General features: G+C 66.8%; 20 protein-coding genes and 3 pseudogenes. 13 read left to right on the top strand and 10 right to left on the bottom strand.

What is annotated here, in order from left to right; translation table 11 throughout:
* Nucleotides 1–12 precede the first annotated feature (12 nt).
* From ACWGI2_RS04805 to ACWGI2_RS04840, 8 genes and pseudogenes are all read left to right on the top strand, one after another.
* Nucleotides 13–1,092 carry an AAA family ATPase gene (locus ACWGI2_RS04805; RefSeq protein WP_453694661.1) on the top strand — a complete coding sequence of 360 codons (1,080 nt, stop codon included), beginning with the start codon at nucleotides 13–15 and terminating at the stop codon, nucleotides 1,090–1,092.
* A 43-nt stretch (nucleotides 1,093–1,135) separates the two neighbouring features.
* The gene (locus ACWGI2_RS04810) at nucleotides 1,136–2,929 is read left to right on the top strand and encodes a hypothetical protein (RefSeq protein ID WP_453693894.1); all 1,794 of its coding nucleotides are present in this window, start codon (nucleotides 1,136–1,138) and stop codon (nucleotides 2,927–2,929) included.
* A gap of 33 nt (nucleotides 2,930–2,962) precedes the next feature.
* Nucleotides 2,963–3,340, top strand: a complete 378-nt coding sequence (locus ACWGI2_RS04815) for a hypothetical protein (RefSeq protein ID WP_453693896.1) — start codon at nucleotides 2,963–2,965, stop codon at nucleotides 3,338–3,340.
* A 76-nt stretch (nucleotides 3,341–3,416) separates the two neighbouring features.
* Nucleotides 3,417–3,893 carry a hypothetical protein gene (locus ACWGI2_RS04820; RefSeq protein WP_453693898.1) on the top strand — a complete coding sequence of 159 codons (477 nt, stop codon included), beginning with the start codon at nucleotides 3,417–3,419 and terminating at the stop codon, nucleotides 3,891–3,893.
* Nucleotides 3,894–3,932: 39 nt separating this feature from the next.
* The gene (locus ACWGI2_RS04825) at nucleotides 3,933–4,367 is read left to right on the top strand and encodes a hypothetical protein (protein ID WP_453693900.1); all 435 of its coding nucleotides are present in this window, start codon (nucleotides 3,933–3,935) and stop codon (nucleotides 4,365–4,367) included.
* Between the two features lie 108 nt (nucleotides 4,368–4,475).
* Nucleotides 4,476–4,862: a hypothetical protein gene (locus ACWGI2_RS04830; RefSeq protein ID WP_453693902.1), complete on the top strand. Its 387-nt coding sequence runs from the start codon at nucleotides 4,476–4,478 to the stop codon at nucleotides 4,860–4,862.
* Between the two features lie 447 nt (nucleotides 4,863–5,309).
* A pseudogene (locus ACWGI2_RS04835) lies at nucleotides 5,310–5,722 on the top strand (transposase family protein).
* Between the two features lie 82 nt (nucleotides 5,723–5,804).
* Nucleotides 5,805–6,506 carry a hypothetical protein gene (locus ACWGI2_RS04840; RefSeq protein ID WP_453693904.1) on the top strand — a complete coding sequence of 234 codons (702 nt, stop codon included), beginning with the start codon at nucleotides 5,805–5,807 and terminating at the stop codon, nucleotides 6,504–6,506.
* A gap of 41 nt (nucleotides 6,507–6,547) precedes the next feature.
* On the opposite strand, the gene ACWGI2_RS04845 is transcribed toward ACWGI2_RS04840, so the two are convergent.
* Nucleotides 6,548–7,486 (bottom strand): hypothetical protein, encoded by a 939-nt coding sequence (locus tag ACWGI2_RS04845; protein ID WP_453693906.1) that lies wholly within the window; start codon nucleotides 7,484–7,486, stop codon nucleotides 6,548–6,550.
* A gap of 128 nt (nucleotides 7,487–7,614) precedes the next feature.
* On the opposite strand from ACWGI2_RS04845, the pseudogene ACWGI2_RS04850 reads away from it, so the two are divergent.
* Nucleotides 7,615–7,952, top strand: a pseudogene (locus ACWGI2_RS04850) (transposase family protein); the annotation flags it as partial.
* Between the two features lie 118 nt (nucleotides 7,953–8,070).
* Here ACWGI2_RS04850 and ACWGI2_RS04855 read toward each other — a convergent pair.
* On the bottom strand, nucleotides 8,071–8,511 hold the full coding sequence (locus tag ACWGI2_RS04855; RefSeq protein ID WP_453693908.1) for a DUF6188 family protein: 441 nt from the start codon (nucleotides 8,509–8,511) through the stop codon (nucleotides 8,071–8,073).
* 285 nt (nucleotides 8,512–8,796) lie between these two features.
* Between ACWGI2_RS04855 and ACWGI2_RS04860 the strand changes: the two genes are divergently transcribed.
* Entirely contained in the window at nucleotides 8,797–9,210 is a 414-nt protein-coding gene (locus tag ACWGI2_RS04860; RefSeq protein ID WP_453693912.1) for a DUF6086 family protein, read from the top strand.
* A gap of 42 nt (nucleotides 9,211–9,252) precedes the next feature.
* On the opposite strand, the gene ACWGI2_RS04865 is transcribed toward ACWGI2_RS04860, so the two are convergent.
* From ACWGI2_RS04865 to ACWGI2_RS04895, 7 genes are all read right to left on the bottom strand, one after another.
* Entirely contained in the window at nucleotides 9,253–10,851 is a 1,599-nt protein-coding gene (locus ACWGI2_RS04865) for an ISL3 family transposase (RefSeq protein WP_453693914.1), read from the bottom strand.
* 444 nt (nucleotides 10,852–11,295) lie between these two features.
* The gene (locus tag ACWGI2_RS04870) at nucleotides 11,296–11,508 is read right to left on the bottom strand and encodes a bacteriocin immunity protein (protein WP_453693916.1); all 213 of its coding nucleotides are present in this window, start codon (nucleotides 11,506–11,508) and stop codon (nucleotides 11,296–11,298) included.
* A gap of 174 nt (nucleotides 11,509–11,682) precedes the next feature.
* Complete coding sequence (locus tag ACWGI2_RS04875) at nucleotides 11,683–12,399, bottom strand: hypothetical protein (RefSeq protein WP_453693918.1); 717 nt, start codon at nucleotides 12,397–12,399, stop codon at nucleotides 11,683–11,685.
* A 321-nt stretch (nucleotides 12,400–12,720) separates the two neighbouring features.
* Nucleotides 12,721–17,265 carry a DUF6531 domain-containing protein gene (locus ACWGI2_RS04880; RefSeq protein WP_453693920.1) on the bottom strand — a complete coding sequence of 1,515 codons (4,545 nt, stop codon included), beginning with the start codon at nucleotides 17,263–17,265 and terminating at the stop codon, nucleotides 12,721–12,723.
* 7 nt (nucleotides 17,266–17,272) lie between these two features.
* Nucleotides 17,273–17,584 (bottom strand): hypothetical protein, encoded by a 312-nt coding sequence (locus tag ACWGI2_RS04885; protein ID WP_453693922.1) that lies wholly within the window; start codon nucleotides 17,582–17,584, stop codon nucleotides 17,273–17,275.
* A 64-nt stretch (nucleotides 17,585–17,648) separates the two neighbouring features.
* Nucleotides 17,649–18,740, bottom strand: coding sequence for a hypothetical protein (locus ACWGI2_RS04890; RefSeq protein ID WP_453693924.1), 1,092 nt, complete (start codon nucleotides 18,738–18,740; stop codon nucleotides 17,649–17,651).
* Between the two features lie 2 nt (nucleotides 18,741–18,742).
* Entirely contained in the window at nucleotides 18,743–19,390 is a 648-nt protein-coding gene (locus tag ACWGI2_RS04895; RefSeq protein WP_453693926.1) for a hypothetical protein, read from the bottom strand.
* 375 nt (nucleotides 19,391–19,765) lie between these two features.
* On the opposite strand from ACWGI2_RS04895, the gene ACWGI2_RS04900 reads away from it, so the two are divergent.
* The 3 genes and pseudogenes from ACWGI2_RS04900 to ACWGI2_RS04910 all read left to right on the top strand — a co-directional run.
* The gene (locus ACWGI2_RS04900) at nucleotides 19,766–19,945 is read left to right on the top strand and encodes a helix-turn-helix domain-containing protein (protein WP_453693928.1); all 180 of its coding nucleotides are present in this window, start codon (nucleotides 19,766–19,768) and stop codon (nucleotides 19,943–19,945) included.
* 769 nt (nucleotides 19,946–20,714) lie between these two features.
* Nucleotides 20,715–21,335 carry a hypothetical protein gene (locus tag ACWGI2_RS04905; protein WP_453693930.1) on the top strand — a complete coding sequence of 207 codons (621 nt, stop codon included), beginning with the start codon at nucleotides 20,715–20,717 and terminating at the stop codon, nucleotides 21,333–21,335.
* A gap of 257 nt (nucleotides 21,336–21,592) precedes the next feature.
* Nucleotides 21,593–22,296 (top strand): annotated as a pseudogene (locus ACWGI2_RS04910) (transposase); the annotation flags it as partial.
* A gap of 132 nt (nucleotides 22,297–22,428) precedes the next feature.
* On the opposite strand, the gene ACWGI2_RS04915 reads toward ACWGI2_RS04910, so the two are convergent.
* On the bottom strand, nucleotides 22,429–23,247 hold the full coding sequence (locus ACWGI2_RS04915; protein ID WP_453694662.1) for a WD40 repeat domain-containing protein: 819 nt from the start codon (nucleotides 23,245–23,247) through the stop codon (nucleotides 22,429–22,431).
* Nucleotides 23,248–23,555: the final 308 nt, after the last annotated feature.

The following is a 23,555-nucleotide window of genomic DNA, read 5'->3' on the forward strand; positions in this document are numbered from 1 at the left end:
CTGCGCGCCCGCATCGCCGGAATCCTGGCGGCCCACCAGAGCGCGCAGTTCACCGTCACCGAACTGGCCAAGATGGTGGGGCACTCGGGCGGAGCGGTCGGCAACGCCTGCGAAACCCTGGTCACCCGGGGCGAGGCCGACCGGATCGGCATGCAGCCCCGCACCTACCGGGCGACCGCCAACACCGCGATCGCCGCCCAGCGCACCCCGGCCAACCCGCCCCCGCCCAGGGCCAGCGCGCCTCCCCAACAGGCCCCCGCCGCACCGAAACCAGGCCCCCCGGCACCGGGCGCGAAACCCCTGCCGATTCTGCGGCCCAACGGGCAGCACTACCATCCCAGAGCGCTGGCGAACCTGCCCGATGTCGAGGCGCTGCGACGGCTGCGTACGGCCAGTGTCCCGGTCCTGCTCTACGGGCCGCCGGGCACGGGCAAGACCTCGCTGATCGAGGCGGCCTTCGAGGACCTGATCACGGTGGCCGGAGACGGCGACACCACGGTCGGCGACCTCATCGGCGAGTACACCCAGGACGAACAGGGCGGCTACGAGTTCATCTACGGCCCCCTGGTCACCGCCATGCAGGAGGGGCGCGCCCTCCTCCTGGACGACGCGACCCTCATCTCCCCGAAGGTCCTGGCCGCCCTCTACCCGGCGATGGACGGCCGCAGGCAGATCCAGGTCAAGGCCCACAAGGGCGAGACGATCACTGCCGCCCCAGGGTTCTACGTGATCGCGGGCCACAACCCGGGCGTGCACGGAGCAGTCCTGACCGAGGCACTGGCCTCGCGGTTCAGCGTGCAGATCCAGGTCGGCTCCGACTACGACCTGGCGGCCGCCCTGAAGATCAACCGGACGGCGGTGCGGATCGCCCGCAACATCGCCGCCCGCCAGCAGATCGGCGAGGTGGGCTGGGCGCCCCAACTGCGCGAACTCCTCGCCTTCTCGAAGATCTCCGAGGTTCTGGGAGCCGAGGCGGCCTTCGCCAACCTGGTCGGCATCGCCCCGCTCGAAGACCGGGACACCATCGCCGAGATCGTCGCCAAAGCCACCGGACGACCGGTCACCGCCCTGGCCCTGGGCCGCCAACTCTGAACCCCCACCAGCAGCCACGCCCTTGAGAGGGGACCGACCCGCCATGAGCAACCACCCCCACATCCAGTACGCGCCGCCCGCCCTGACCGAGGACGAATGGGCCACCGCCCGCTGGGAGGACGACGGCGGCCCACCCTGGGAACCACGACCGGCGCCGAGCGCGGGGGAGTGGCTGCGGATCTCGGCAGCTTTGACCGAGCGGCTGCCCGAACTTGCCGACCGGGACGACGTGATCGTCACCTGCCAGCCCGGTACGCGCTCGGGCGCCCCGGCCGCCTTCTACCCGGCACTGGCCGAGCTGGAAATGGACGGCGCCGTATTCACCCCGCACGCCCCGGCCACCATCCACCCGGAGCGCTACGGCGACGAGGAGCGCTACCCGGCCGCCTGGGGCGCCCTGATCCACGAGGCCGCCCACGCCGCCCACAGCAAGTGGGCCACCCCACCGCCCCTGCGCGGCACGGCCCTTGACGGCGCGGCCCAGATGCTGGAGGAATCCCGGGCCGAACATGCCCACCTCGCCCGCCGCCCCGGCGACCGCCGCTACCTGCGGGCCTGCGTGAGCAGCCTGGTCCTCGCCGAGATCACCGCCGACACCCCCGCCGACCCCTGGCAGGCCGCCTTCGCCGCCGGATTGATCCTGGCCCGCCGGGACGCCGGAATCCTCGACGCCGACGAAGCCGAACCCCTGGAACAGACGGTCACCCCCCTCCTCGGCGCCGACCTCCTGGACACCCTCGCCGAGATCTGGACGGCCGCCCACGCCACCGCCGATACCGACGAACAGGCCATGCTCGCCCACGCGCAGGCCTGGTGCCAGGCGCTCGGCGCCGACCAGAGGCAACCCCCGCCAACCTGCGGCACCCGGGGGCGCGGGGAACTCGCCGAGGCGATCGGCAAGGCCATGGGCAACGTCGCCGCGAACGAGGCCACCGAACAGGCGGTCACCGCCGCCAAAGAGGCCCGCACACAGGCGAAAGCCGAACAGGCCGAGCGCGCACGCCAGTCCGCCAAGACCGCCGAGAAAGTCTTCACACCCGGGGCCTGCCCCTACACCCCCAACAAAACCAAGGGCAGGCCGCCCAGGTCACCGATCACCGGTACCCGCACACCCACGGCAGCGGAGAAGGCCGCCGCCGGACAACTCTCCCGGGCCCTGCGGGCGGCCGCCTACCGCGAACGCGTCGCCACCGTCACCGCATCGGCCGCCCCGCCCGGACGCCTCAGCATGCGCGGAGCCCTGGCCCGCGACGCGCAGAAAGCCGCAGGCGCCACCCCCACCGCCCTGCCCTGGATCCACACCCAACGACGCCAGGCCCCGAGCCCGCCGCTGCGGGTCGCCATCGCCGTAGACATCTCCGGCTCCATGGATGCCGCCGCCGCCCCGATCGCCTCCGCCGCCTGGATCCTGGCGCGCGCCACCGCGCTCACGGACCCGGACTCCATGGCCGCCACGGTGGCCTACGACCACTACCTCACCGCGATCACCGCCCCGGGCCACACCCCCAGCCGGGTAACAGAGTTCGCCGCCGACGGCTTCGGCCACAGCCTCGCCGAGGCGACCGACGCCCTGACCGCCGGGCTCGGCCTGACCCAACCGGGCCGAGGACGACTCCTGGTGATCGCCTCCGACGGCTACTACTCCCGCGCCGAGAAGACCCGGGCCACCGAACGCATCAACACCCTCACCGACGCCGGATGCGCCGTGCTCTGGCTCGCCTTCGACCCCGACCCCACCCCACTGCCCCGCACCACCCTCCTCCAGCTGACCGACCCCGCCCGCGCCGCCGCAGCCATCGCCAAAGCCGCGACCACCGCCATCAGCACTACCCACTGACCAAGCCCCCACCAACCACACCGGAGGACACCCGTGACCACCACCGAGCAGCCCGCCTACGCCCCCGAGCACTGGCTGGGCACCCGCCTGGCCCGCGAAATCACCGGCCTCGCCGACCCCCTCATCCACCTGTACACCGCGCACGAGGACGGCGACCCGCTGGCCAAGTTCGCCCAGATCACCGCCGCCACCGTGCTCGAACTGGACGCCCTGGACGCCGAGGCCGAACGGCTGCGCACCCAGCTCGCCCACCGCGCCGCGCACGGCTCCCGCCACCTCGACGGCCCCTACAACGACGCCGAAGCCGCCCGCATCACCGCCACCCAGCTGACCCAGGCCTGCGCCGCCCGCCAGTGGACCACCACCACCCTGCGACGCCTGCTCACCGCCTACGCCGCCAGCACCCCCTGACCCGCCACTGGGCCGCCGCCTTCCGGGCGGCGACCCCCACTCCGGACAACGAAAGCCAATGAGAAGGAAGCCGACCATGACAAGTCTCGCCGAACGCGCACACGCCGCCGCCGTCTTCATCCGGCACAACAAGGCCGTCAGCCCGCACGGCCGCTATCGCGGCGAAGAACACGCCATGACCGCCGTACGCCTGGCCGCGGCCCTCGGACTCGGCCTGGACCAGATCACCACCGAACCGGACTGGCTGCGCCGCCGCACCGCCCCCGGCGAGCCGGTCCTGGCCACGGCCACCTGCCCGGACAACGGCGAGCGGTACGTCTTCCTCACCCGATTCCCGATCTACGAGGACGAACCGTTCGAACTCCTCGGCCCCTGCCCCGAATGCACCGCCCAGGTCCCCCTGGCGAGCATCCGCCACCTCGCCGATCTCGGCACCCACCTCGCCCACGCCCCCATCACGAGCGCAGACCTCACCCGCCCCGGCAGCGTCCCCGACACCTTCCCCACCGACCAGGCCCACACCACCACCTGCCACTACGGCGAAACCCCCTGAGCCCCAGCACACCCCCCCGTACGGAAGGACCCCCAGGCCATGAACAACCCGACCAGTCGCGTACGCGGCACCGCCAAGAACTTGTCAGCCGACACGAGTTCACCTGCCACCGAGCCGATGGAACCAGGCGAGCAAGCCGTACGCGAAGTGCTCGGCAACGACGAGGCCTACCGCCTCCTGCGCACCCGCGCCCACGGCGGCACCTCCGACGCCCTGCTGGCCCAGCTCGTCCTGGACACCGCCAAGGAGGTCGACCGGCTCTACGCCCGCCTGCGACTGCAGGCCGCCCACGCCCGAGACCGCCTCAACGACGCACTCAACTGCCGCCGCACAGCCGCCTTCATCCCCATCAGCGGCGTACTCAACTCCTGCGGCCACAGCACCGACCTGCTGGCCGCTCGAACCGCCCAGCAGCTCAATCAGCTCGGCCTGGTCCTCGACGCCTACCGCGCCTCCCGCCCGCCAACCACGTGACACACCCCGGGCCGCCCCTCCCAGAGCGGGCGGCCCGGGCCACCGCCCCATAACCGAAACACCAACAGAACTACCGGGCACTGCACCGCACATGGAGAAGGACCCGTCATGCGCCTGAACGACCATGCCATCCTCACCGCCCTACTGCCCGCGGACACCCGCCTGTGGTGGCCGATCATCGGCGACCACGCCTACGCCAGCCCGGCCCAGGACTCCCCGGTACGCGTCATCCTTGCCATCCACCGGGGCTCCACCACCGGCACGCCTCTCGGCCTGACGCTGCGCGCCGTTCACCTCCAGCGCGGTGAACTCGACACCACCGTGCTGCCCTTCGACCGCGACGAAGACCCCTGGCAAGTCGCGAACTTCAACTTCACCACCGGCACCGTCCGACCCGGACCCTGCTTCGACGCATATTTCCGCCAGGTCCACGCCTACCGGGACGTGTGGCAGAACGGCCGGAGCCGCCCGCCGGAGGCGCCTCTACCTGGGTAAGAGCTCCGCGCATGTACAGTCCGGGCCGTGCGGCGGCAGTGTCTCCCTGACCAAGGTTCGGTATCAGTGTCCGCGGCGCCGATCCGCGCGCATGGCGGGCTGCGGGTGGACAACGTGTCCATGGGCACGGCGACGATCACTCCGGTGGCTAACAAGCCGACGTTCCTCACCCTGACCGGCGGCAACATCAAAGGCACGAACTTCGTGCCTTTGTCACACCCAACGCCTCAGTGCCTGGCAAGAAGGTCGTGGGCGTCAGCGTCACCGGCGTCTCATCAAGCGGCCTGACGATCTGGGTGCACCGCACCAACACCACGCAGACCCAGGTGCACTGAACCTCTTCCAACCTCACGGGTGGTTGGGCTGGCAGCCCCGGCGGCGGGCATGAAGAAAGCGCCTGGTAGACGGGTTCACGACCAAGATCACCAGTCCGCCAGGAGCTTTCGCGTGCTTGTCTACCCGTCCGGCACTGATCTGTCCAGCCGCACTCTGGGGCATCTCTCCGGTCTTCTCGCAGGTCACCGTCGTCGGATCGGTTCACGCTGGCGTCGCCTGACCTGCGGCCAGCAGGTCCTGCTCGTCCTGGCCCACCTGCGCTGCGGCGACACCTACGCCCGCCTTGCCGCAGGCTTCCGCATCGGGATCAGGACGCCGGCCCTGCGATCCGTGTCCCGATCCGTGGCAAGCACCTGCGCGGCTGGCGCCGACGCCACAATCGCGATCACGCCAAGATTCGCAGCCTCGGCGAACGCGCCATGGTCATCCTCAAGTCTTGGCGGCTCCTGCGGAAACTCCGCTGCAGTACCACCCGGATCACAGCCGCTGTCCGTGCCGTCGTTGCCCTCGAACTCGCCACCTGATCAAGATGGGAAGGGCTCTCTGCGCGATGACTGGCCGGCACGGTGACGGTCCGCTCGCGGGATGCTCGTAGGCTTGCATGCCATGACGACGCGGATAGCGGGGGATCAGGTGCTCAATCCGTGGACCCGCACGACCAAGAACGCACCGTACGCGGTCCCCGAAGACCTGCCGCACTTGCAAGCCCTCGCCGCCGCCCAAGTCCACCCCTCGCACGCGCCGTACCAGCTCAACCTGTCACTCCCGCCGGAACCGTTCATCGGCTTCCACGACGCGCCCCTGGTCATGCTGCTGGCCAACCCAGGCGTGAGCGACGCAGACCCGGCCGCCTACGCCCGGCCCGGCGCGACCGAGCGCACCCTGCAACACATCGCGAAGGCCGGCGGGACCCCCAACCACTTCCTGACGAACCCCGACAAGGACCATCCAGGACTCCGGTGGTGGTCCCGGACCCTGAACGGCCTGACGAAGCAGGGGTACAGACATGACGAACTCGCCCGGCAGATCCTTGCCGTGCAGTTCCACGGCTACCACTCGCAATCGTGGCGGCCGATCCCGTACACACTGCCCTCCCAGTCCTTCGCCTTCTACCTGGTGCGCCGCGCCATGTCCCGTGACGCGGTGATCGTCCTCGGGCGCATCGCGGCCACCTGGAAGATCGCCGTGCCGGAGCTGGCGTCGTATCCGAATGTGGTGACGCCGAAACAAAACCGGAGCGTGCAGATCAGCCGGGGCAACTTCAGCCCTGAGAACTTCGAGCGGATCGAGCAAGCCCTCAAGAGCTGAGCACGCACAGCGATGCGGTGCGCGCCTAGCGGGAAAAGCGGTCAGAGGTTGGCGCGCGCTTCGGCCAGCTTCACGTCCGCCGCCCGCATCTCCCCGCATGCCTGCGGGTGCCTCTGATTCATCTCCTCAAGCCGTACCGGCGACTTGGACAGAGCCGTGGTCGCCTTCTGGTCCAGTTCGGCGTCGAACTCGTACGGCTTTTGCGAGCCGATCGGTGCCGGTCGCGGCGACGACTTCACATGCGCCATCGCCGCGATCTTTCCTTCGACCCCGCCGAAGTAGATCCACAGCCGGTCGCCGTCCCTCATCCGCTTCAGCGGCTTCCCGAGCCACCACTCGGTCGGACCGGAGTCTTCGCGCGCCAGCCTCGAGACCCGCGCTGGGGTGGAGGGGCCGTTCTCGATCGTGTCGCGCTCCGGGTCCAGGCAGTACAGCCAGTCCCGAGGGCCGACAACCTGGTAGACGGCGCGTCCGCCTCGGTTCGGAATCTTTTCCAGCACCATTTGCTCGGTCAGCGCCCGCAGCAGTGCGCGGGCCCGCTTTTCGTCGGTCTCCCAGCCGTAGCTGTTCATGGTGGCGACGACGCGGGCCGGGTCCCACTCTCCGTCCTCGCCGGTCACCCGGCTCTCCAGCACGTCCACCTGGGTCAGCCGTGTCTGATTGCGTGGCCGGCCGTGCCGTTCCAGCAGGTCGTACAGCTTTGCCGCGCCCATGTTCGCGGCGATGCCGAGGGCGCTCCGGTCCACGGCGCCGCTCTCGTCGACCGCCACGATGGCCCTCTCCCGCCAATCCTCCAGTCCCTCCAGCAGCCTGGTCACGGCTTCGATGTCCCGCCACAGGTCATGAGGCGCGGCCTGCTCCGACAGCAGCACCTTGTCTTGCAGTGCGGCGCGCACCACTCGGGCGAGCTGATCGGAGGAGACCACGACGCTCTCCTGGCTTCCGTCGTCACCGAAATTAAATTCAACCCGCGTCGCCATGACGACTCCCCTTCTCTGGGTTGGAGAGGAGGTTACATCCTGCTTCTGTCGGCGCGCCACTGCTTTGACGGCACTGGGCAGTTGGGCATCCCGAAGCGACCGGTCAGGTCGCGGGCGCGGCCCGGGGTGAGGTCATCGAGGTCCTGGCCGCCCGTGCCCCGACCCTGGCCGAGGCCATAGGACCGCCACAGTCAAGGCGTGCGTCATCCTGGACGGCACACTGCTGCCCATCGACAAGATCACCGTCGAAACCCCGTACTACTCGGGCAAACACAAACGGCACGGCATGAACGTTCAGGTCCTCACATTGGGCCGACTGCTGTGGGCTTCCCCGGCCCTGCCCGGCTCCGCCCAAGACCTGACCGCTGCCTGCTAGCGCGGGATCGTCGACGCACTCGCCGCCGCGGGACTGAGGTGCTGGGCGGACAAGGTGCACCAAGGCGCCGGACGGCAAATCCGAGTCCCTTCCGGGACCGTCGGCTCTGCGGCGCGATCGTCGACAGGCTCACCTTCGGCAGCAACATCATCGAGACCGGCACCGACTCCTACCGCCTCGCACGGACCCGCGCTCAACAGACCGATGGCTAACGGCTCTTGGTATCTCCGGCTCCCGGAGTCCCGGACCACACCGCAAGTTCTCCGCCCGGCATCGCCACGAAGCGGCAGCCTCCCGGGCCCGTCACCTGCCAGGCCTCAAATGCCGGATCCGGCTGGCAGGTGAGCTCCAGCCCATTGTCGAAGGCCAGTTGCAGCGTCCCCGTCTTGAAGGCGACAGCCGATACGACGTTGGCGCCGAACAAGGCCAGAGCAGCCGCCACATCCTGCCGATCAGGATCCAACAGCTTCTCCCGACGGTCTCCGGCGGATGGATCCGGCGACAGCCGGCAGGGGCCTTCCAGGACAACCCACACACCCGCCTCGAGCAGTAGCGACAGCTGATAGTCGACGGTGATCTTGGTGACGCCCAACCCCCGAAACCCCAGGACCCACCGATCTTCGTGCTCGGCAAAGCCAGATTCGTTCACCACCGCACGATGCACTGCGACAGTCCGATCGCGCCAACTAGTTCCCCTCAGGGACCTCAACATCACCGGCAAGTGGGGCCAAAACTCACCGGGGATCAAGGCCACTCCGAGGCCCGAGTGGGGCCAAAACCCATTCCCAAACGGGGCCAACGCTCATCCGTGAAGCCAGGAGCACCGACGTCGTGAAGGCTGGCTCTATTCACGAGTTCCGGCTCTGGTCCACTTTTCGTGGAGGGCTGACTGACCGTAATGTCGGCCTCCTATGACCAGCAGTGAGAGGCTGACGTGAGCCAGTACTACGACTTGGGCGACCGAACCCTGTGGAACCCGTCCAACGGGGCGTCCCGGCTGTTCATGAGCCAGGTCACCGTCTATCAAGCCGAAGTGGGTCTGCCATCCGGCATCGGCCCCATGGAAGCTGATGAGTGTCAGATCGACCCCATCTCATTCGCAGTGTTCGTCGACGCCCTGCTCGACTGGCATAGCAAAACCAGACACGCCGTCATGGCCACACTGTCCGAAGGGTTCGTTGCCACGGTGCTGGCCTTGGCTGAGACGGCGAACATCGAGGTGAACTGGCCGACGACCGAGCGCGCCGAGAGCCATTATCTCAAGACGGCTTCGAACCCCCATGCAAAGGAGTGGACAGCCGCGCTGCAGCAGAAGTCACGGGAGCTCGTCCGACACATGGCGCCCTGAGCTTCATCTGCCCGCACCTTTCGGCAACTCGCGAACGTGGCCCTACGTGTAGAGCAGGACACGCTTGCGGAGGAGACCGAAGCCGCCTCGGCCGAACATCTGGCGCTTGAGCATTTTGATCCTGTTGACGTGGCCTTCCACGACGCCGGAGTTCCAGGGCAGGCTGAGGCCAGCCGTGACGGCGTTGAGGTCGCGCAGGAGGTGCTGAGCGAAGTGGCGAAGGCTGGGCAGTTCGGTGGTGGCACTGGCTGCTTCGATCCAGTCGTGGAGCCGGTCGCCGTGTAGGTGGGTGAGCATGTGGCCGAAGAAGCGCACGTGCTCGGCGAGTGCCGTCAGTTCGGGGCAGTTGGCCAGGGCTGCTTTGAGCTGGATCCGGTCACACTCCGCCAGGGCGTCGGGGTGGGTGAGGATCCAGCGCGTGACCGCGCGGGCCGATGGCGGCCGGGGGCCGACCGGTTGGGGCTTGCCGCGAAGAGTCCTGCTGATGTAGTCGCGGACGCTGGCGTATCCGCGTGGATAGCCCTGTTCCTTGATCTCCTCCCACAGTTTCCAGGCGTTGGTGCAGCCTTCCTGCCAGCGCTGATCGAGGTAGGGCTTGTAGGCGTCGAGCCTGGTCGCACGGCCTTGCCACTGACCGGTGAACATCTCCTCCGGAGTCGTGGCGCGGGAGAAGCGCAAGATCGTGTTGAGGGTCATGCCGAGCTGCCGGGCGACGAACCGCTTGCTGTGACCGGCGGCGAGGAGGGCGTGAATGGTCGCGTGCTTGGCGCGGGTGCGCTCGGCGAACCGGTGCCCTGTCGGCCAGGGCGACGAGCCGGTCGGCTCCGCCTGCTCTTGCAGTTTCTCCGGCCGTGCCGGCATGGGACGCAAGCAGCCTCGGTGCCGGTAGACGCATTCTTCCGCGGCTTCGCCCAGGTTGTGCCACAGGTGCCATCGGTCGGCGACCTGGAGGGCCTGTGGGGCGCCGCGGGTGGCGCCTTCGGCGAAGAAGGTGGCCCGGTCACGACAGATGATCTCGATGCCGGGCCGCTCGGCGAGCCAGACCGCGAGCGTGTCGGCCTCCCGGTCGGGAAGGAGGTCGATCGGACGTCGTGTTTCGACGTCGACAAGCACGGTTCCGTAGACGCGGCCTTTTCGCTGGGCGTATTCGTCCACGCCGACCACGCGGGGCGTGGTGGCGGCGGGATCCGGAAGGGAGGCGATCAGCCTCAGCAGGGTATTCCGGCTCACCGGCGCCCCGAAGGTAGCCGTCATACGGGCGCCTGCCCGGCCTGCGAGCGCAAGGCCGACCGACACCAGTGTCGATCGCAACTGCTCCGTACGTCGTCCGAACCGGCGAGTGAGCCCTGGGACTTGCTCAGCGAAGGTCTTGCGCGGGCAGCAGTGCTTGGCGCAGACGAGCCGCCGCACCCGTAACGACACCACGACGGACTTGCCCGCCGTCGGCAAATCATGAGGAAACCGCAGGTAGGAGCCATGTATTCGCCCCGACCAGCATCCGCACCCCGGGCAGGCCGCCCGTCCTGCGGTCGTACGAGCGTCGATCCGGACGACCGTGTCGGTCACCTCGACCGATTCCACCAATACGCCCTCGACCGAGGAGAACAGCAGCTCATCCAGCTGTGGCAGCACTTCGTTCACGGCGAAGAACTGTCGACCACACCACCGTCCAGCCCGGCGATTTTCGGGCGAACTCAACCGGCATCACGTGAAGATCAACGGTCACCCTGCGTACGCGACCACACGATGTGGACCAGAGCCGTAACTGGTGAACAAAGCCATGAAGGCCGTCCTCGTCCTTCACTACGCCTCAACGTGAGGTTGGAAAGGGCTCACTGGATGATCGTCGGAGAGGACTGAAATGCCCGTGGATGATCGAGTCCGGTGACTCTGCTCGCGCCGTGCCGCACGTCGGCATGCTCGGTTGCAGGACAGCCGTTCACTGCCCTCTTCCACAGGAACATCGAGCCCCCTCAGGGGCAGGTGTATGCGCTGCGGCCAGGAACTCACCGATCTCGTAGCCGCCTACGCCTCCGGAGAGCAGAGCGGAACGGAGCAAAGGGAGTAGGCCAACCTGCTACGCCACTACAGTTCGATGGGGCGGTACGCCAATGCCTGGTCGACCACTTGCTCTGCGGTCAGCGGGGGGTCCTGGTAGAAGATCAAGTCAGATACTCGCGGGTGCGGAACACTCACCATCAACTCTTCCAATAGTGCATCTTCTTCCACTTCCGGAAGAGTCGCATCAATAAACTTCTGCACTATCTCGATGAGTTCCGCGCGAGCCTTGAGGGACACTGAGAACCTCCCTTCAAGGCAACTCTCATCTAGCGGAATGGCAATCGTCTCTGAGTTTTCTTGCGTCTTGAATCATGATCATTTAATGATCGAGATTCACGTCGGGCAAACACTCTCTCTTGTTCTGGAAGGTCTCCGTTCGTTGGGTAAGCCCGGCGGTCATGCTGCAGTTGATCACTGCAGGGTGATTTGGTGTTCGTGTGTGGGATCCGAGGGACAGGCGAAGATACTCAAGGAGCCGTCTCTGCCTACAGTGACACGGGTGGGGATGTTCGCCTCGAGCTCCTCGGCGAGGTGGCGGTCCTCCACCGGCGCCCAGCTCATGGTCTCGTCATCCCACTCGGTGCTGGCGATGGTCAGCAACGGGCTCATCGGCGTGCCGCAGCCACACACGACCTCGTATGGGTCACTGGTCTCCCAGGTCGCATATCCTCCGACCTTCCACCCGGGTGCCGTGGAGAGGTCAGTCTGATAGCGAGGCGGCTCGACATCCTCGAAGTCGTCAGTCTCCGCTTGCCCTTCCTCCCATCCGTAAATCCGCTCCTGCAGCCCGGGGTCCAGCAGCCCGACGTATTCATGCTCCGTGACACGCTCAGGGTGCAGAACGCAGGGCTCGGGCACGTACTCATCGTCCCCGACCACCGCGGGGAGCGGAGGGTGTGCCAGGAGCTCGCCGACGTCTGATGAGTTGCGCCACTCGATGTGGATGCCCGGGGTCGCCAGATCACCGTGCGCGCTGAAGGGGCACCACAGGACCTGGAGCAGATCGGCTCCCTCAGGTGTGGGAAGGCCCGGAACGTCCCGAGCGAAGAGCTGTGCCAGGGGCAGCAGCGGGACAGGAGAGGTGTCGGTGCCCTCCGAGACGTGGTGTTCTTGCTCGAGCGTGGACAAGTGCTGCAGCTCCTCCGGGGTCGGACCGCTGCTCGGAGACCTGCGCCACGCCGCCGCGAGGATGCGGCGCCACTCATGAACGTCTTCGACCCTGCGGCCCCGATCCCGGGCATGCGGCTCCCGGCAGGTGGGCCACGGTTCATCAGCAGGCCACAGAAACAGGCCCCCGACGGAACTGTCGGTGGGCTTGGGGCTGCCAGGGCGAGGGTGCAGACGAGTGCAGTCCCGTCGATGAGAGCTCAGCTCGGGGAAGACTGCTTCGATGTCTACCGGCCGTGGCGGGGTGGTCCGGGTCATTGCTTGCCTCACATTGCAGTCGGTCTACTTGGGGACAGGGATTCGTACGCCGGCGGCGGGATTTTCCAGGGGCCGGTTCAGGCTGAATCCGCGGTCGCCGTGCGCCGAGATGTTGAGCCTGATGGGTACGGGGTTTGTTCCCTCGTAGACGGGCACGACTGAGTACTGGACGTTTTCTCCCTTCGCCACCACCTTGTATACATCTTTCTCGATTCCGCGCATTACTGGGGTGTTCACTGGATTCTGTGTCAATGTGACCAGATTCCGGTAGCCGTTCTCGCCCGACCCCGGCCCGCCGAGCTTTCTGGCCAGCAGGTGGCCACGTGCCTCGTTGAAGAGGCGCCCCTCCCCACGCCAACCGGGCGGCCAGATGGAGGACGATGCTCCGCTGCCGCCTTTCATGGTGTCCCTGCGGAGTGCCGCCCAGGCACCGGTGGGGCGCCCGAGGTCGTCCAGTTTGCCAAATCTGACGCTGCCGTCCCACAGGTAGGCGTCCATCTCGAGACATGCCTTCGGGACGAGTCCGAGCGGGTCGCTCCAGGTGTGGGGGTTGTGCGGGTAGGTGACAGGGTTGGGGGCAGGGTCAAGGCCGAGAGGGTCGGGGCTGGTGAAGCGGGCCGTGTCGGGGTCGTAGTGGCGGAGGAAGTTGTAATGCAGGCCGGTCTCGTGATCGGCGTACTGGCCGGGGAAGCGCAGCGGTGTGTAGGCGGAGGCGTCGCGGTTCCAGGTGGTGGTGCCCCACAAGGTGGTGCGGGACTGCCAGGCGATGTCGCCGTGTTCATCGACGAGTTCCGTTGGCGTTCCGACCAGGTCGGTGACGATGGCGAAGAAGCGGGCGTCGACCTCGGTCTGCGGCATCCCTTCCCCGGAAGCGCGGCGTTCGAGTTGGGCCAGGGGGAATTCGTCGTGGTACTCCCACGTGGTGATGACGCCTGTGGTGCTCTCGGTCTGTTCGGCGAGGTTGGTGCCGTCCCAGGTGAAGCGGATGGTCTGGCGGATCGTTTCGCCATCGGATGCCATGCGGTGTTTGGCGGTGCGGCGGCCAAGTGCGTCGTAGTGGTAGCGCCAGGTCGTGCCGTCGGGGGTGACGCAGGTGATGAGGTGGTCCTCGGCGTCGTACTCGTAGCGCCAGGTGTCGGGTTTGTGGGACAGGCGTGTCTTCTGGCGCAGGATCATGCGACCGGCTGCGTCGTATTCGTAGCGAATGTCGCCGGCCATGCGTATTCGGGTGCCGGCGTAGGAGCGTTCGCCGCGGGCCTCGGGGTGGGGTGCCGTGTCGGGCCAGCGTGCGCTGGTTTGGTTGCCTGCCGTGTCGTAGGCATACGACTCGCTCCAGCCCTCCGCGGTGACCGTGAGTGGCCTTCCGATCGGGTCGAGGGAAATGGTGCGCTGTTCGCCTGTGAGTTGATCGGTGATCGTGGTGAGGACGCTGTCCGCGCGGTAGGCATAGGCACGGGACCGCACTGCCTGTCCCGAGGTTGTCAACTGCTGGTTGGTTGGGCGGCCGGCGCTGTCGAAGGCACGGCTGAGCGTCACAGGGGCTACGGGCGCCCCAAACACGCGGTGGGTTTCCCGGTCGAGGCTGTCGCGGGTGAAGGCGAGAGCATGACCGGCGAGGGCCAGCTCCGTGGGGCTTCCTGCGGCGTTGCGGGCGATGCGGGTGACCGCGCCGCTGGGCGTGCTGCGGCTGGACCGCTGCCCCAGGACGTCGTAGGTGTATCGGGTGGTGCTCCCGTCGACCGCCTCGGCCAGGACGCGGCCCAATGGGTCGAGGTGCCATGCGAGGGACGAGGACGAGGACGTCGCGGCAGTGAGCTGCCCGGCAGCGTTGTAGGTGTATGTAGTGCGCTCGCCGTCGACGTCCTTGCTGACGATCCGGCCTGCGGAATCGAGTTCGTGGCTGATCACCTGGCCGAGCGGCGTTGTCCGGGCCACGAAGCGGCCAGCGGCGTCATAGGCGTAACTGAGGGTACGGCCGTCGAAATCCGTTTCCGAGATCAAGCGCCCGGCGGGGTCGTACTCATATTTCCACGTAAGACCCTGGGGATTGGTTACCTGGGTCAGCCGCAGCTCGGCGTCGTGCGTGAACGTGAACCGGGCACCGTCTGGATCAGTCCGAGCCGCCAGTAGGTCGAAATCCCCGTACTCGAAGCGCGTGATGCCGCCGATCGGATCCGTCTGCGTGACACGGTTTCCCTCGTCGTCATAGGTGTACGTCTCGCTCGTCCCGTCGGCGTTCGTACGACGCGCCAGGTGGCCTTCGATAGTCCACTCCAGGTGCGTGACGTTGCCTGCCGCGTCCGTGACGGTCGAGCGTCGGCCCATGCTGTCGTACCCGTACGAGGTCACAGCCCGCAGCGGGTCCGTGACCTCGACGGGCAGACCTGCCTCGTCGTACCGAATCCGGCTGACGTTGCCGAGCGCATCGGCCAACGAGGCCACTTGCCCGGCCGGGTTGTAGGTGTAACGCGTGGTGGACCCGGTCGGGTCGGTGACTGCCGTGCGGTTGCCGTGCGCGTCGTATTCCTGGCGCCATATGCCCCCGTCGGGACCGGTGATGAGCGTCGGAAGACCGCTCTCGTTGTACTCGCACGTAGTCTCCCGGCCGTCCGGCCCGATGACGGAGACCGCCTGGCCCAACCCGTTGAACTGCGTTCGAAGCGTGTGGCCCAACGGGTCGGTGGTCGCTGTCCGGCGTCCAGCGGCATCCCACTCATAGCGGGTGGTGTTGCCGAGAGGATCGGTCTGCCGGACCAGCCGGAACGCCTCGTTGTGTTCGAACATCGTGGCGTGGCCCAGGGCGTTGGTGACCGTGGTGGTGCGAGTCGCGTCCTGGTAGTGCAGTGTGCCCGACAGGTAGCCACCGCTGCCCTCCGTACGCACCACGCGGCCACGCCCGTCATAGATGTAGGCGTACGTGTTTCCGGTGCGGTCCGCCCAGGAGGTGATCCGGCCTGCGCTGTCGTAGGTGAAGCGCATCGGCGCGCCCGAGGAGTTGCGCACCTCGGACAGGTTGCCGTCCTCGTCGTAGCCGAAGGAGACCAGCACTGTGCCACGCCCATTGAGACGCTCTGGGCCGAGCAGCCGCAAAGCAGTGATGCGGGGCAGAGTGTCGTCGCGGTCGAGTGCGATGCGATAGCCGGCGGAATGAGCGACCTCCGCAGGAGCGCCACACTCGTCGTAATGAACGGTGATCCGCTGCCCGAAACGGGAGGCGATGAACTGAAGGGGCAGGTCAACGGCCCTATCGTCCGCGGCTGGCTGCGGGCTGTGGAAGACATAACTCAAGCCGTTGGCAGGGTTGGTGATGCGCAGCGCGCCGTCGACCTCGGAGTCCCAGGCCAGGGGAAGGCGGGGCCCCACCTCGGGGAAAACGGGCTCCGTGGCGTGCGGAGCCGGGTGAGGGTAGATCAGCCGAGATCCGTCCGGAGCGGCGAATGTGACGCTCTCATCGTCAATCTGAAGGCGTTGGTCAAGGGTGGAGGCCCAAGAGGGCCCGAACCAGCCGCCCCACCTGTAGGAGGAGAGGTGTGTGCGTTCCAGGATCAATGGCAACGCTGCGGGCAATTCGACATCGGTCTGCGGCAGCAGCATTGTGCCTGTGGCGACATCGATGGGGTCGAGCTTGCATTCTTTCTCCGCCGCGCGGATAGCAGCTTCGAGCTTCTCGGCCTCGCCAGGCCGCAGCTTGAGTTTGGAGAGGTCGGTGGTGCCAAGCTTCGTCGTCCTGGCTAGCTTGGCGAGTTCGCTGGGCTTGAGCTTGCCCAGGCCCTTACCGAGGGCCTTCCCCAGGGCGCCCGCACCGACTCCGAAGGCGGCACCGGTGGCCAGCAACTCCGCCAGCCTGCCCGGATCCTTGAAAACGCCAGGGTCTTGCAGGGCAGCATCGAAGGCCGAGAACTTCATACCCTCGCCAGCGAGCTTGCCTGCCTTGGCGATCGTCTTGATCTCTCCGAGAGCCTTCAGCGCCCGCTCCAGGCCGCGGATGGCCTCCATGACGGTGCGGATGACCCGGGCCATGCGGGTGCCGGACTTCTCGATCCGGGCGATCAGCGCCACGACCTTCGCGGCCCGTGCACCAGCAGCGAGGCTGCCGGCGATCGCGGACAGGCCGCCGGTCAGCACGGACAGGGCCAGGCCCGCGATCTCGAACTCGACGATTTCCGCGAGGATCACGCCGATCTCGGACAGCAGTTCGTGGGCTTCGTCGGCGAATTCGTCTAGCGCCTTGGCGCCCTCACGCAGCGAGTCGGCCATGTCGGTGGCCTGCGTGCGGGATGCCTTGGCCCGCTTGTGGAGTGCCTTGGCGGCTTGGCCGTCCCACTCCAGGTCCTGGAGCGCCGCTTTGGCGTCGTGAGCGGCGTCGTCGAGGCCCTTGGCCAGGGCCCGCCACTGCTTGGCGATCTCGCGGATACCGTCGGGGTCGACGGCGGGGTCGGTGATGCCGAGGAACTCCAGGCCGCTGGCGAGGGTGTCGCCGAAGGCGTGGTTGGCCTTGTTGATCCAGTGCAGCGGGTTGAGGTCTTCGGCGTCGATGTCGATGTCGCCGGGGATGATGTCGAAGCCCATGTACGGCTCAGCCCTTCTTGGCGCGGGCCGCGGCGGTCAGCAGGACGTCCAGCAGGTCGAAAGCGTCGGAGACGTCGCCCATGAACTTAGCCTCGGCCTCCCACTCCTTGTGAAGGTTCTTGGTGAGTTTGGCGATGGTGTCCATGCCGTCCTGGATGTCGTCCTTGGCGCTCATCAGCGAGCCCAGCACGCCGAAGGCGGACAGGTCGTGCGAAGCGGCCTTGAAGTCATGGAGGGGTTTGCGGGTGTGGTGATCCACTTTGCCCAGCGCGGAGGCCGCCTTGTGTAGGGCTTCCGCATCCTTCTTCAGGTCCGACATGCTGCCCGCCCCCATGGGTTGAGATGGTTCCGCGTGTAGTGCGCTGATCGGCTGGGAGACTCGGTCAGCGGTTGATGGACTGGATCTCCTGGACAGTCATGTCCTGGGCCGTCTCGAAGGCGCCGTCCGGCAGGTCGCCCTTCGCGCCGCCCGTGCCCTCCCAGGAGATCTCCCAGGTGATCGACGCCTTCAGCTCGTACGGTTCGCCGCTCGTGGCGCGGAGGTACTGGATCCCGCACGGCGGCTCCTGCCCGGCGTTGCCCTTCTTGTAAGGGGCACCGATGGAACCGTCCTCGTTGACCGGGCAATCACCGGAAGCGGGGAAGGTCTTCGCATCCTCGGTGCCCGGCTCCAGATGGAGGGCGACGGGCTTGGCCGTGGTCACCGCATACAGGCCGGTGCCGGGCAGGTCGGCGCGGACCGTGACGTCCTTGAAGGTGGTCTTGTCCAACCACGCCCAGGTGGGCAGGTTCACCGTCGACTTGCCCTCGGGCTTCAGCTCGATCTCAGTGTCCGGGACCCTGATCTTGTCGTAGGCGAAGGCGGCGAGAGTCTCGGGAGTCGGGGCGTTCTTGTCCTTGGGGATCGTGCCCTCGTCCTGCCAGAACATGATGCGGCCGCAGTCCCACGCCTTGGCGTCCTGGTACATGCCCTTACGGACCGTGCTGCGCCAGAACATGCCCTTCTTGCCGAGATTGTACTTCTTGTACCCGTCGGCCGTCGTGTCTCCGGGGCGATTCAGGTCGAAGTTGGAGTCCGCCTTGCCCTTCTCGTAGTGGTCCACCCACAGGCCGTTGCTCCACCACACGTGGGCGTTCACGAGCCCGCCCTCGCCGGTCGCGACCGCGTCCTTCAACTGTTTTGGTGAGAAGACCGGCTCGTACCAGCAGGCCGGCGGCTTCCAGTTGGGATCCACGGACCTCAGCTCGCCGGCCGACGCCTTCGCCGTCTGGCCGCCGGGGTACGTGAGCTTGATCTTCGAGTTGGACACCGATGCCATGAGTGACTTGCCGGAGGCGTCGCCGCTGGGGCCTGAGGGCTTGCTCGGCTGTTTGGACTTGTCGTCTTCGCCGAACGCGTGCGCCATGCCGGGCACCGCAACAACCACGAACACTGAGGCGATCAGCAGACTTGTCGCCCTGGAGGAGCGCGACATACTCAGCAGCCACCCCGTTCGGTTTCCGAGTAACTCGTCTTCCACACACCCTGTGACGTCTTGTCGAGCCGGTTGCGGTACTGGACGCGCGCCTTGGAATCCTGGGGTGTCCGCTCGACCTCGCCGGTCTTGGTGTTCTTGGTGGAGCCCCTGCTCTCGTCGACGCAGTAGAACAACACACCGCTGCCGTCATCGGCGATGCTCACCTGCGGTTTCGATACTGTGGCGCGGCCGATCAGGACCAGGTCGTCGTCGACGAAACCCTTGATCCACTTGCGGGCCGACTGGCCGGCGGCACCGTCGGTGTAGAAAGCCACCGCTTTGGAGTCCGGGTTCCCCTCAAGGATCGCGGCGTACTCGGCGAGCAGTTCCTGCTTGCCGTCATCCATGATGGCCTGCAGCTTCGGATCGCTGTTCGTCCATCCGGCGAACTCCGCCTGAAATGACTTGGGCAGCTTGATCTCCGGCCGCTTGGCTCCGCCCGGCTTCACCGACGGACTGGCGGACGCCGAGCTGTCCTTGCCTCCGCCCCCGGCACCCTTGATCTTGTCGGACGAGTCATCGTCACCGCCGCCCGAACCACATCCGGTGAGCAAGAGCGCGGTGCTTGCGGTGATCGCGACCGCAACGGGCAGGAAACGGCGGTTCACTTCTGACTCCAGGTGGGGGGACGGCATCTCGCGGGCAACTGACGATGCCCAAGGTGCAAATGCTTTCATGCGAACGATCCGCCTCGGCCTGTGGGGCGATGAGGTGGCCGATATCGCATGTGTCGAGGATCTACATCTTGCGCATGTCCCACTTGGTCGGCATAACAATCGCGGCGCCGTCCACCACGCCTGTCGGTGTGACACACGCCATCCTCGCTTCCCCTCAACAGCTTGGACGCCGGACGTCGAGCCGGACGGCGAGATCCGCGACAGCACCCTCTCTCTGTCCGTCCGGCGACGGATGCGTTGGAGGAAGCGAAGGTCCGCAGGCTGGCCGGGGCCCGGCATGCGCCCGCCGACTGGATTCAACAGGCAATGATCACCGCGAGCTGGGAAGGACTGCGGGTCCCGGCGATCACGCAGCGGCTGGGATGCCATGAGAAGACGGTCCGTAAGTGGCTGCACTGGTTCAACGAGCAGGGCTGGATGGGATCGGTGGCCGGCCCGGCTATGGGCACAAGCACCGGATCACCGAGGCCGAACGCTCCCGGATGACCGCGCTGGTCAAGCTGCCCCCTGCCCGGCGGGCTGAAGATCCAGCCGTCCGGCGCGTTGTCGGCGGCTGACGTGAAGGGGCCGGAGGAGTGGCCCCTGGACGCGCTGGCCGCCATCGCACGCGAGGCAAGGATCGAGGTGGGCCGCTCGCAGGTCCGCAGGATTCCTGACCGAGGGGGCGCTGGCGACGTACCCAGCCCTGGACCCGCTCCAGGGACCCGGACTTCGTCCCAAAAGGACCCGGATCGTCGGCCTCTACACCCAGCCACCCGACGGCGCGACAGTGATCTGCGCCGATGAGCTGGTGGCGGCGATCCCGCGCGCCTTCCCACCCCGGCGCCGGCTGGTCACCCGACGGCCACCGGACCAAGGCCGAGCTCGACCACAGCCGCGGCCCGGAGAGACCTGGGTCTACGGCGGCCTCCGCGTCCGCGACGGCATTGAGATCACCACGACCGCGCCCTGATCCACGCCATCCTGAAGGGCGCTGCGTTCGCCCTGAGCTCTGGCAGCGACCGGGAAGGCTTTTGCCTTGCACGCTTGTTGACTACCTCAACGGTCCCGTACATCCGTCTTTCGTGCGATGGACAGGGCCATGCCCATGCGCTTGTATCAATGGTGGCCTCTGCGGAGGGTGCGGACACGCAGGCTGCGGAGGGCGGTGATGATCCGGCAAAGGGCATTGCGTGGGCGAGTTATCCCAAACTAGCCCCGCCCGCCACAGGCCTGGAGGAGACTGCCGCTCACCTTCGTGAGATCCAGGGGCCCCATGACCGATACACCCCGGCGCCCGCCGCGTCCGGACGAGGAACTCCTCGCCCGGTTCCACAACGGCGACACCCTCGACAGCATCCCGATTGTCCGCCCCACAGTCCCGCCGGGGGGCCCGCGGTATGTACGGCTCCTCCTCCTGGCACTCGGTGTTGCCGCAGTCGGCGCACTGGCCGGAGTTGGGCTCGTCTCGCTCGCTGACGGCGGAGAACCATCCGGGAGGGATGAGGCAGCGGCGGTGCCCACGAGGACCAGCCAGCCGCCGGACACGTACCACGCACCGAGCGACCCAGCGCCCTCCACCACCCCCACGCGGCTAGAGCATGTGCGCGTCATCGAGACGCCGCTCACGGGTGGTGATCCCGGGTCGGTCTACTGCCTCGTCTACACCGGTTCTTCCTCTGGCATGGCGCGGGAGGCGATCCTGCTCATGGGGGCTCCGGCATACCAGTGTTCGGAGCTGCTGCCGTTCGATCCCAGCGGGGCGACGTCGGCCTTCTCGGTGGAGGTGCCGGACTGTGTGGCGCCTGCCCGGCCCGCGATGCTGACGTACGCGGAGTCTGAGGGCTGGGAGGAAGGCGTGGAGTACACGTGTCTGACCGAGCACCATGGCGCCTAGCTCGACCGATGTTCTCGGCCTGCCCCACAGGCGGGCCGCAGGGGGCAGAGTCAGGCTGCTCGCTGCACGGCGAGGGGCGCCCCGCGAGTCAGGCGGAAAAGGGAGCGAAATGCCGTCGAGCGGTGCATCGCCAGGCTCAAGCAGTGGCGCCGCCTGGCCCTACGAGCTCGTAACAGGATCTTGTTGAAGTGCTCTGGCCGGGCGTGACTGTTGTGACGATCTGACCGTTCGGGGGGGGTGACGAATCGGCCCCGTGGATTGTGGATGACGAGTTGTGGACGCTGACCGACCCGTTGCTGCCGCCCTGGCCCGAGCGATCGCCCGGACCGAAGCCTGTCGCCGACCGGCTGTGCTGCAGGGCATCCTGTACGTCGTGCACCAGGACATCGCCTGGCAACTGTTGCCCTTCGAGCTCGGCTTCTGGTCCGGACAGACGTGCTGGCGGCGTCTGGAACGTTGGCAACAGGCAGGGGTGTTAGACCAGTTGCACCGCTTCCTGCTCGCGAAACTGAACGCGGCTGGCGACCTCGAATGGTCTCGTGCGTGCTGGGACGGCTCCCACATTCGCGCGAAACGAGGGGAGCCGCGACTGGTCCGTCGCCGGTCGACGGCCGGAAAACGGGCAGCAAACACCACCTAATCCGCGATGGACGCGGCATCCCGCCGGTGGCCGGTCGCCCGGCCACCCCCGCCGTCGCCCCGAGACCCTCCTGGGCGACAAGGCGTACGACTCCCGGGCTGCCCACCGTGAACTGCGCGAGCGCCGGATCATGCCGATGATCTCCCGCAAGGCGGCCCGAATATCAAGGGCCTGGGCAAACTCCGCTACGTCGTCGAGCAGACGTTCGCCCTGCTCCACCAGTTCGAACACACCGTCCGGTGGGAACGGCACCTCGAACTCCACGACGCCTTCGTCTCGTTGGCCTGCAGTTTGAACTGCTGGAGACGTCTCAAGAAAAGCCCACTCATGATCCTGTTACGAGCTCATAGGCATTGCCGGCAGATAAGTCAACACTCCAATGAGGCGAATGCCTTACTGAGTCCGAGGTGCCTTCGCGGCGCGCGGAGTCCAACTTGTGAACGTGTTCGATTTCTACGGGTCGAGCGGAACGATCAATTTATGGAGCTGCTTTCCGGATGCGGCATCCCAAAGCCGTGCCGTCCCGTCCTCGCTGGCGCTTGCCAGAATCTTGCCGTCCGGGCTGAATGCCACTGCATTGACATCGTCAGTGTGACCAGAAAATTTGCGGATTTGCTGACCCGAGCGAGGTTCCCACAGCCGCACCGTTCCGTCTTTACCGCCGCTGGCTAGCCTGCCGGTGGTGCTGAAAGCCACACTGTTTACCCACCCTGTGTGGCCGGTCAGAAAGCGGTAGGGTGGCTTTGCGTCCTTGTCATCCCATAGCCGCACGTCGTGAGTGACCGAGGCAATAGCGAGAGTCTTTCCGTCCGGACTGAAGGCGAGGTCGATGGGGAAGTGAGTACGGAGACGATTGGTCCATTTGCCTGTCCTCAGATCGGACACCAGGGCGAAGTCGTCATTGCCTGCTGTGCTTGCAATTCTTGTACCGGCTGGGTTGATAGCTACGCTACTGACAACATCCGCATGGCTGTCCATCGACCTGATCGGTTTTCCTGTATCCAGACTCCACAACTCGACCGAGCCTTCGCGGCTGCCGATGGCGAGTACATTGGGTTTGGTGTTGAATGCCAGGCTCGAAATATCACGGCCCTTCATGTCGACCCTCTTGGTGATGCTGCCGTTCGCAGGGTTGATGATTTCCACAGCGTTTGAAATGCCTCGAGCAATGGCCTTCCCGTCGGGACTGAATGCCAGGCAGCCGCTACTCGGTTCGACTGGTTCGACGTCCTTGGCTTTGATCTTGCTACCAGACAGATCCCAAAGATGCATCTGTCCAATAGTGGACGTAGCTATAGTCTTCCCGTCAGGACTGAAAGCGATGTCATGTATGTGTGCGTGCTCAAACTTCTCCTTGGAGTCGCCTACGTCCTCAGAGCCTTCCCTGAAAGGGGCCGTCGCCCTGGTGGTGGATGGGCTGCTGCCGGTCAGGGCGAGGGATATCAGCAGTAGACCGGCGGACCGTCGGACAGTCTGACGCGACCAGGCCGTCCGTGACTGCGCCACAAACCGCTGTAGGCGATGCTCGATTGCGAACAGAAATGAAGACAGAAGCCGAAGAGTGAGCCGTGGCAGAGTAC

It is taken from the genome of Streptomyces sp. NPDC054866 (assembly GCF_053610745.1).

Excerpts from the sequence above, each read along its gene's own strand:
- ACWGI2_RS04810 (WP_453693894.1), top strand. The coding sequence starts at position 1,136 with ATGAGCAACCACCCCCACATCCAGTACGCGCCGCCCGCCCTGACCGAG.
- ACWGI2_RS04820 (WP_453693898.1), top strand. The coding sequence starts at position 3,417 with ATGACAAGTCTCGCCGAACGCGCACACGCCGCCGCCGTCTTCATCCGG.
- ACWGI2_RS04825 (WP_453693900.1), top strand. The coding sequence starts at position 3,933 with ATGAACAACCCGACCAGTCGCGTACGCGGCACCGCCAAGAACTTGTCA.
- ACWGI2_RS04830 (WP_453693902.1), top strand. The coding sequence starts at position 4,476 with ATGCGCCTGAACGACCATGCCATCCTCACCGCCCTACTGCCCGCGGAC.
- ACWGI2_RS04840 (WP_453693904.1), top strand. The coding sequence starts at position 5,805 with ATGACGACGCGGATAGCGGGGGATCAGGTGCTCAATCCGTGGACCCGC.
- ACWGI2_RS04845 (WP_453693906.1), bottom strand. The coding sequence starts at position 7,486 with ATGGCGACGCGGGTTGAATTTAATTTCGGTGACGACGGAAGCCAGGAG.
- ACWGI2_RS04880 (WP_453693920.1), bottom strand. The coding sequence starts at position 17,265 with ATGGGCTTCGACATCATCCCCGGCGACATCGACATCGACGCCGAAGAC.
- ACWGI2_RS04885 (WP_453693922.1), bottom strand. The coding sequence starts at position 17,584 with ATGTCGGACCTGAAGAAGGATGCGGAAGCCCTACACAAGGCGGCCTCC.
- ACWGI2_RS04890 (WP_453693924.1), bottom strand. The coding sequence starts at position 18,740 with ATGTCGCGCTCCTCCAGGGCGACAAGTCTGCTGATCGCCTCAGTGTTC.
- ACWGI2_RS04900 (WP_453693928.1), top strand. The coding sequence starts at position 19,766 with ATGATCACCGCGAGCTGGGAAGGACTGCGGGTCCCGGCGATCACGCAG.
- ACWGI2_RS04905 (WP_453693930.1), top strand. The coding sequence starts at position 20,715 with ATGACCGATACACCCCGGCGCCCGCCGCGTCCGGACGAGGAACTCCTC.
- ACWGI2_RS04915 (WP_453694662.1), bottom strand. The coding sequence starts at position 23,247 with ATGCATCTTTGGGATCTGTCTGGTAGCAAGATCAAAGCCAAGGACGTC.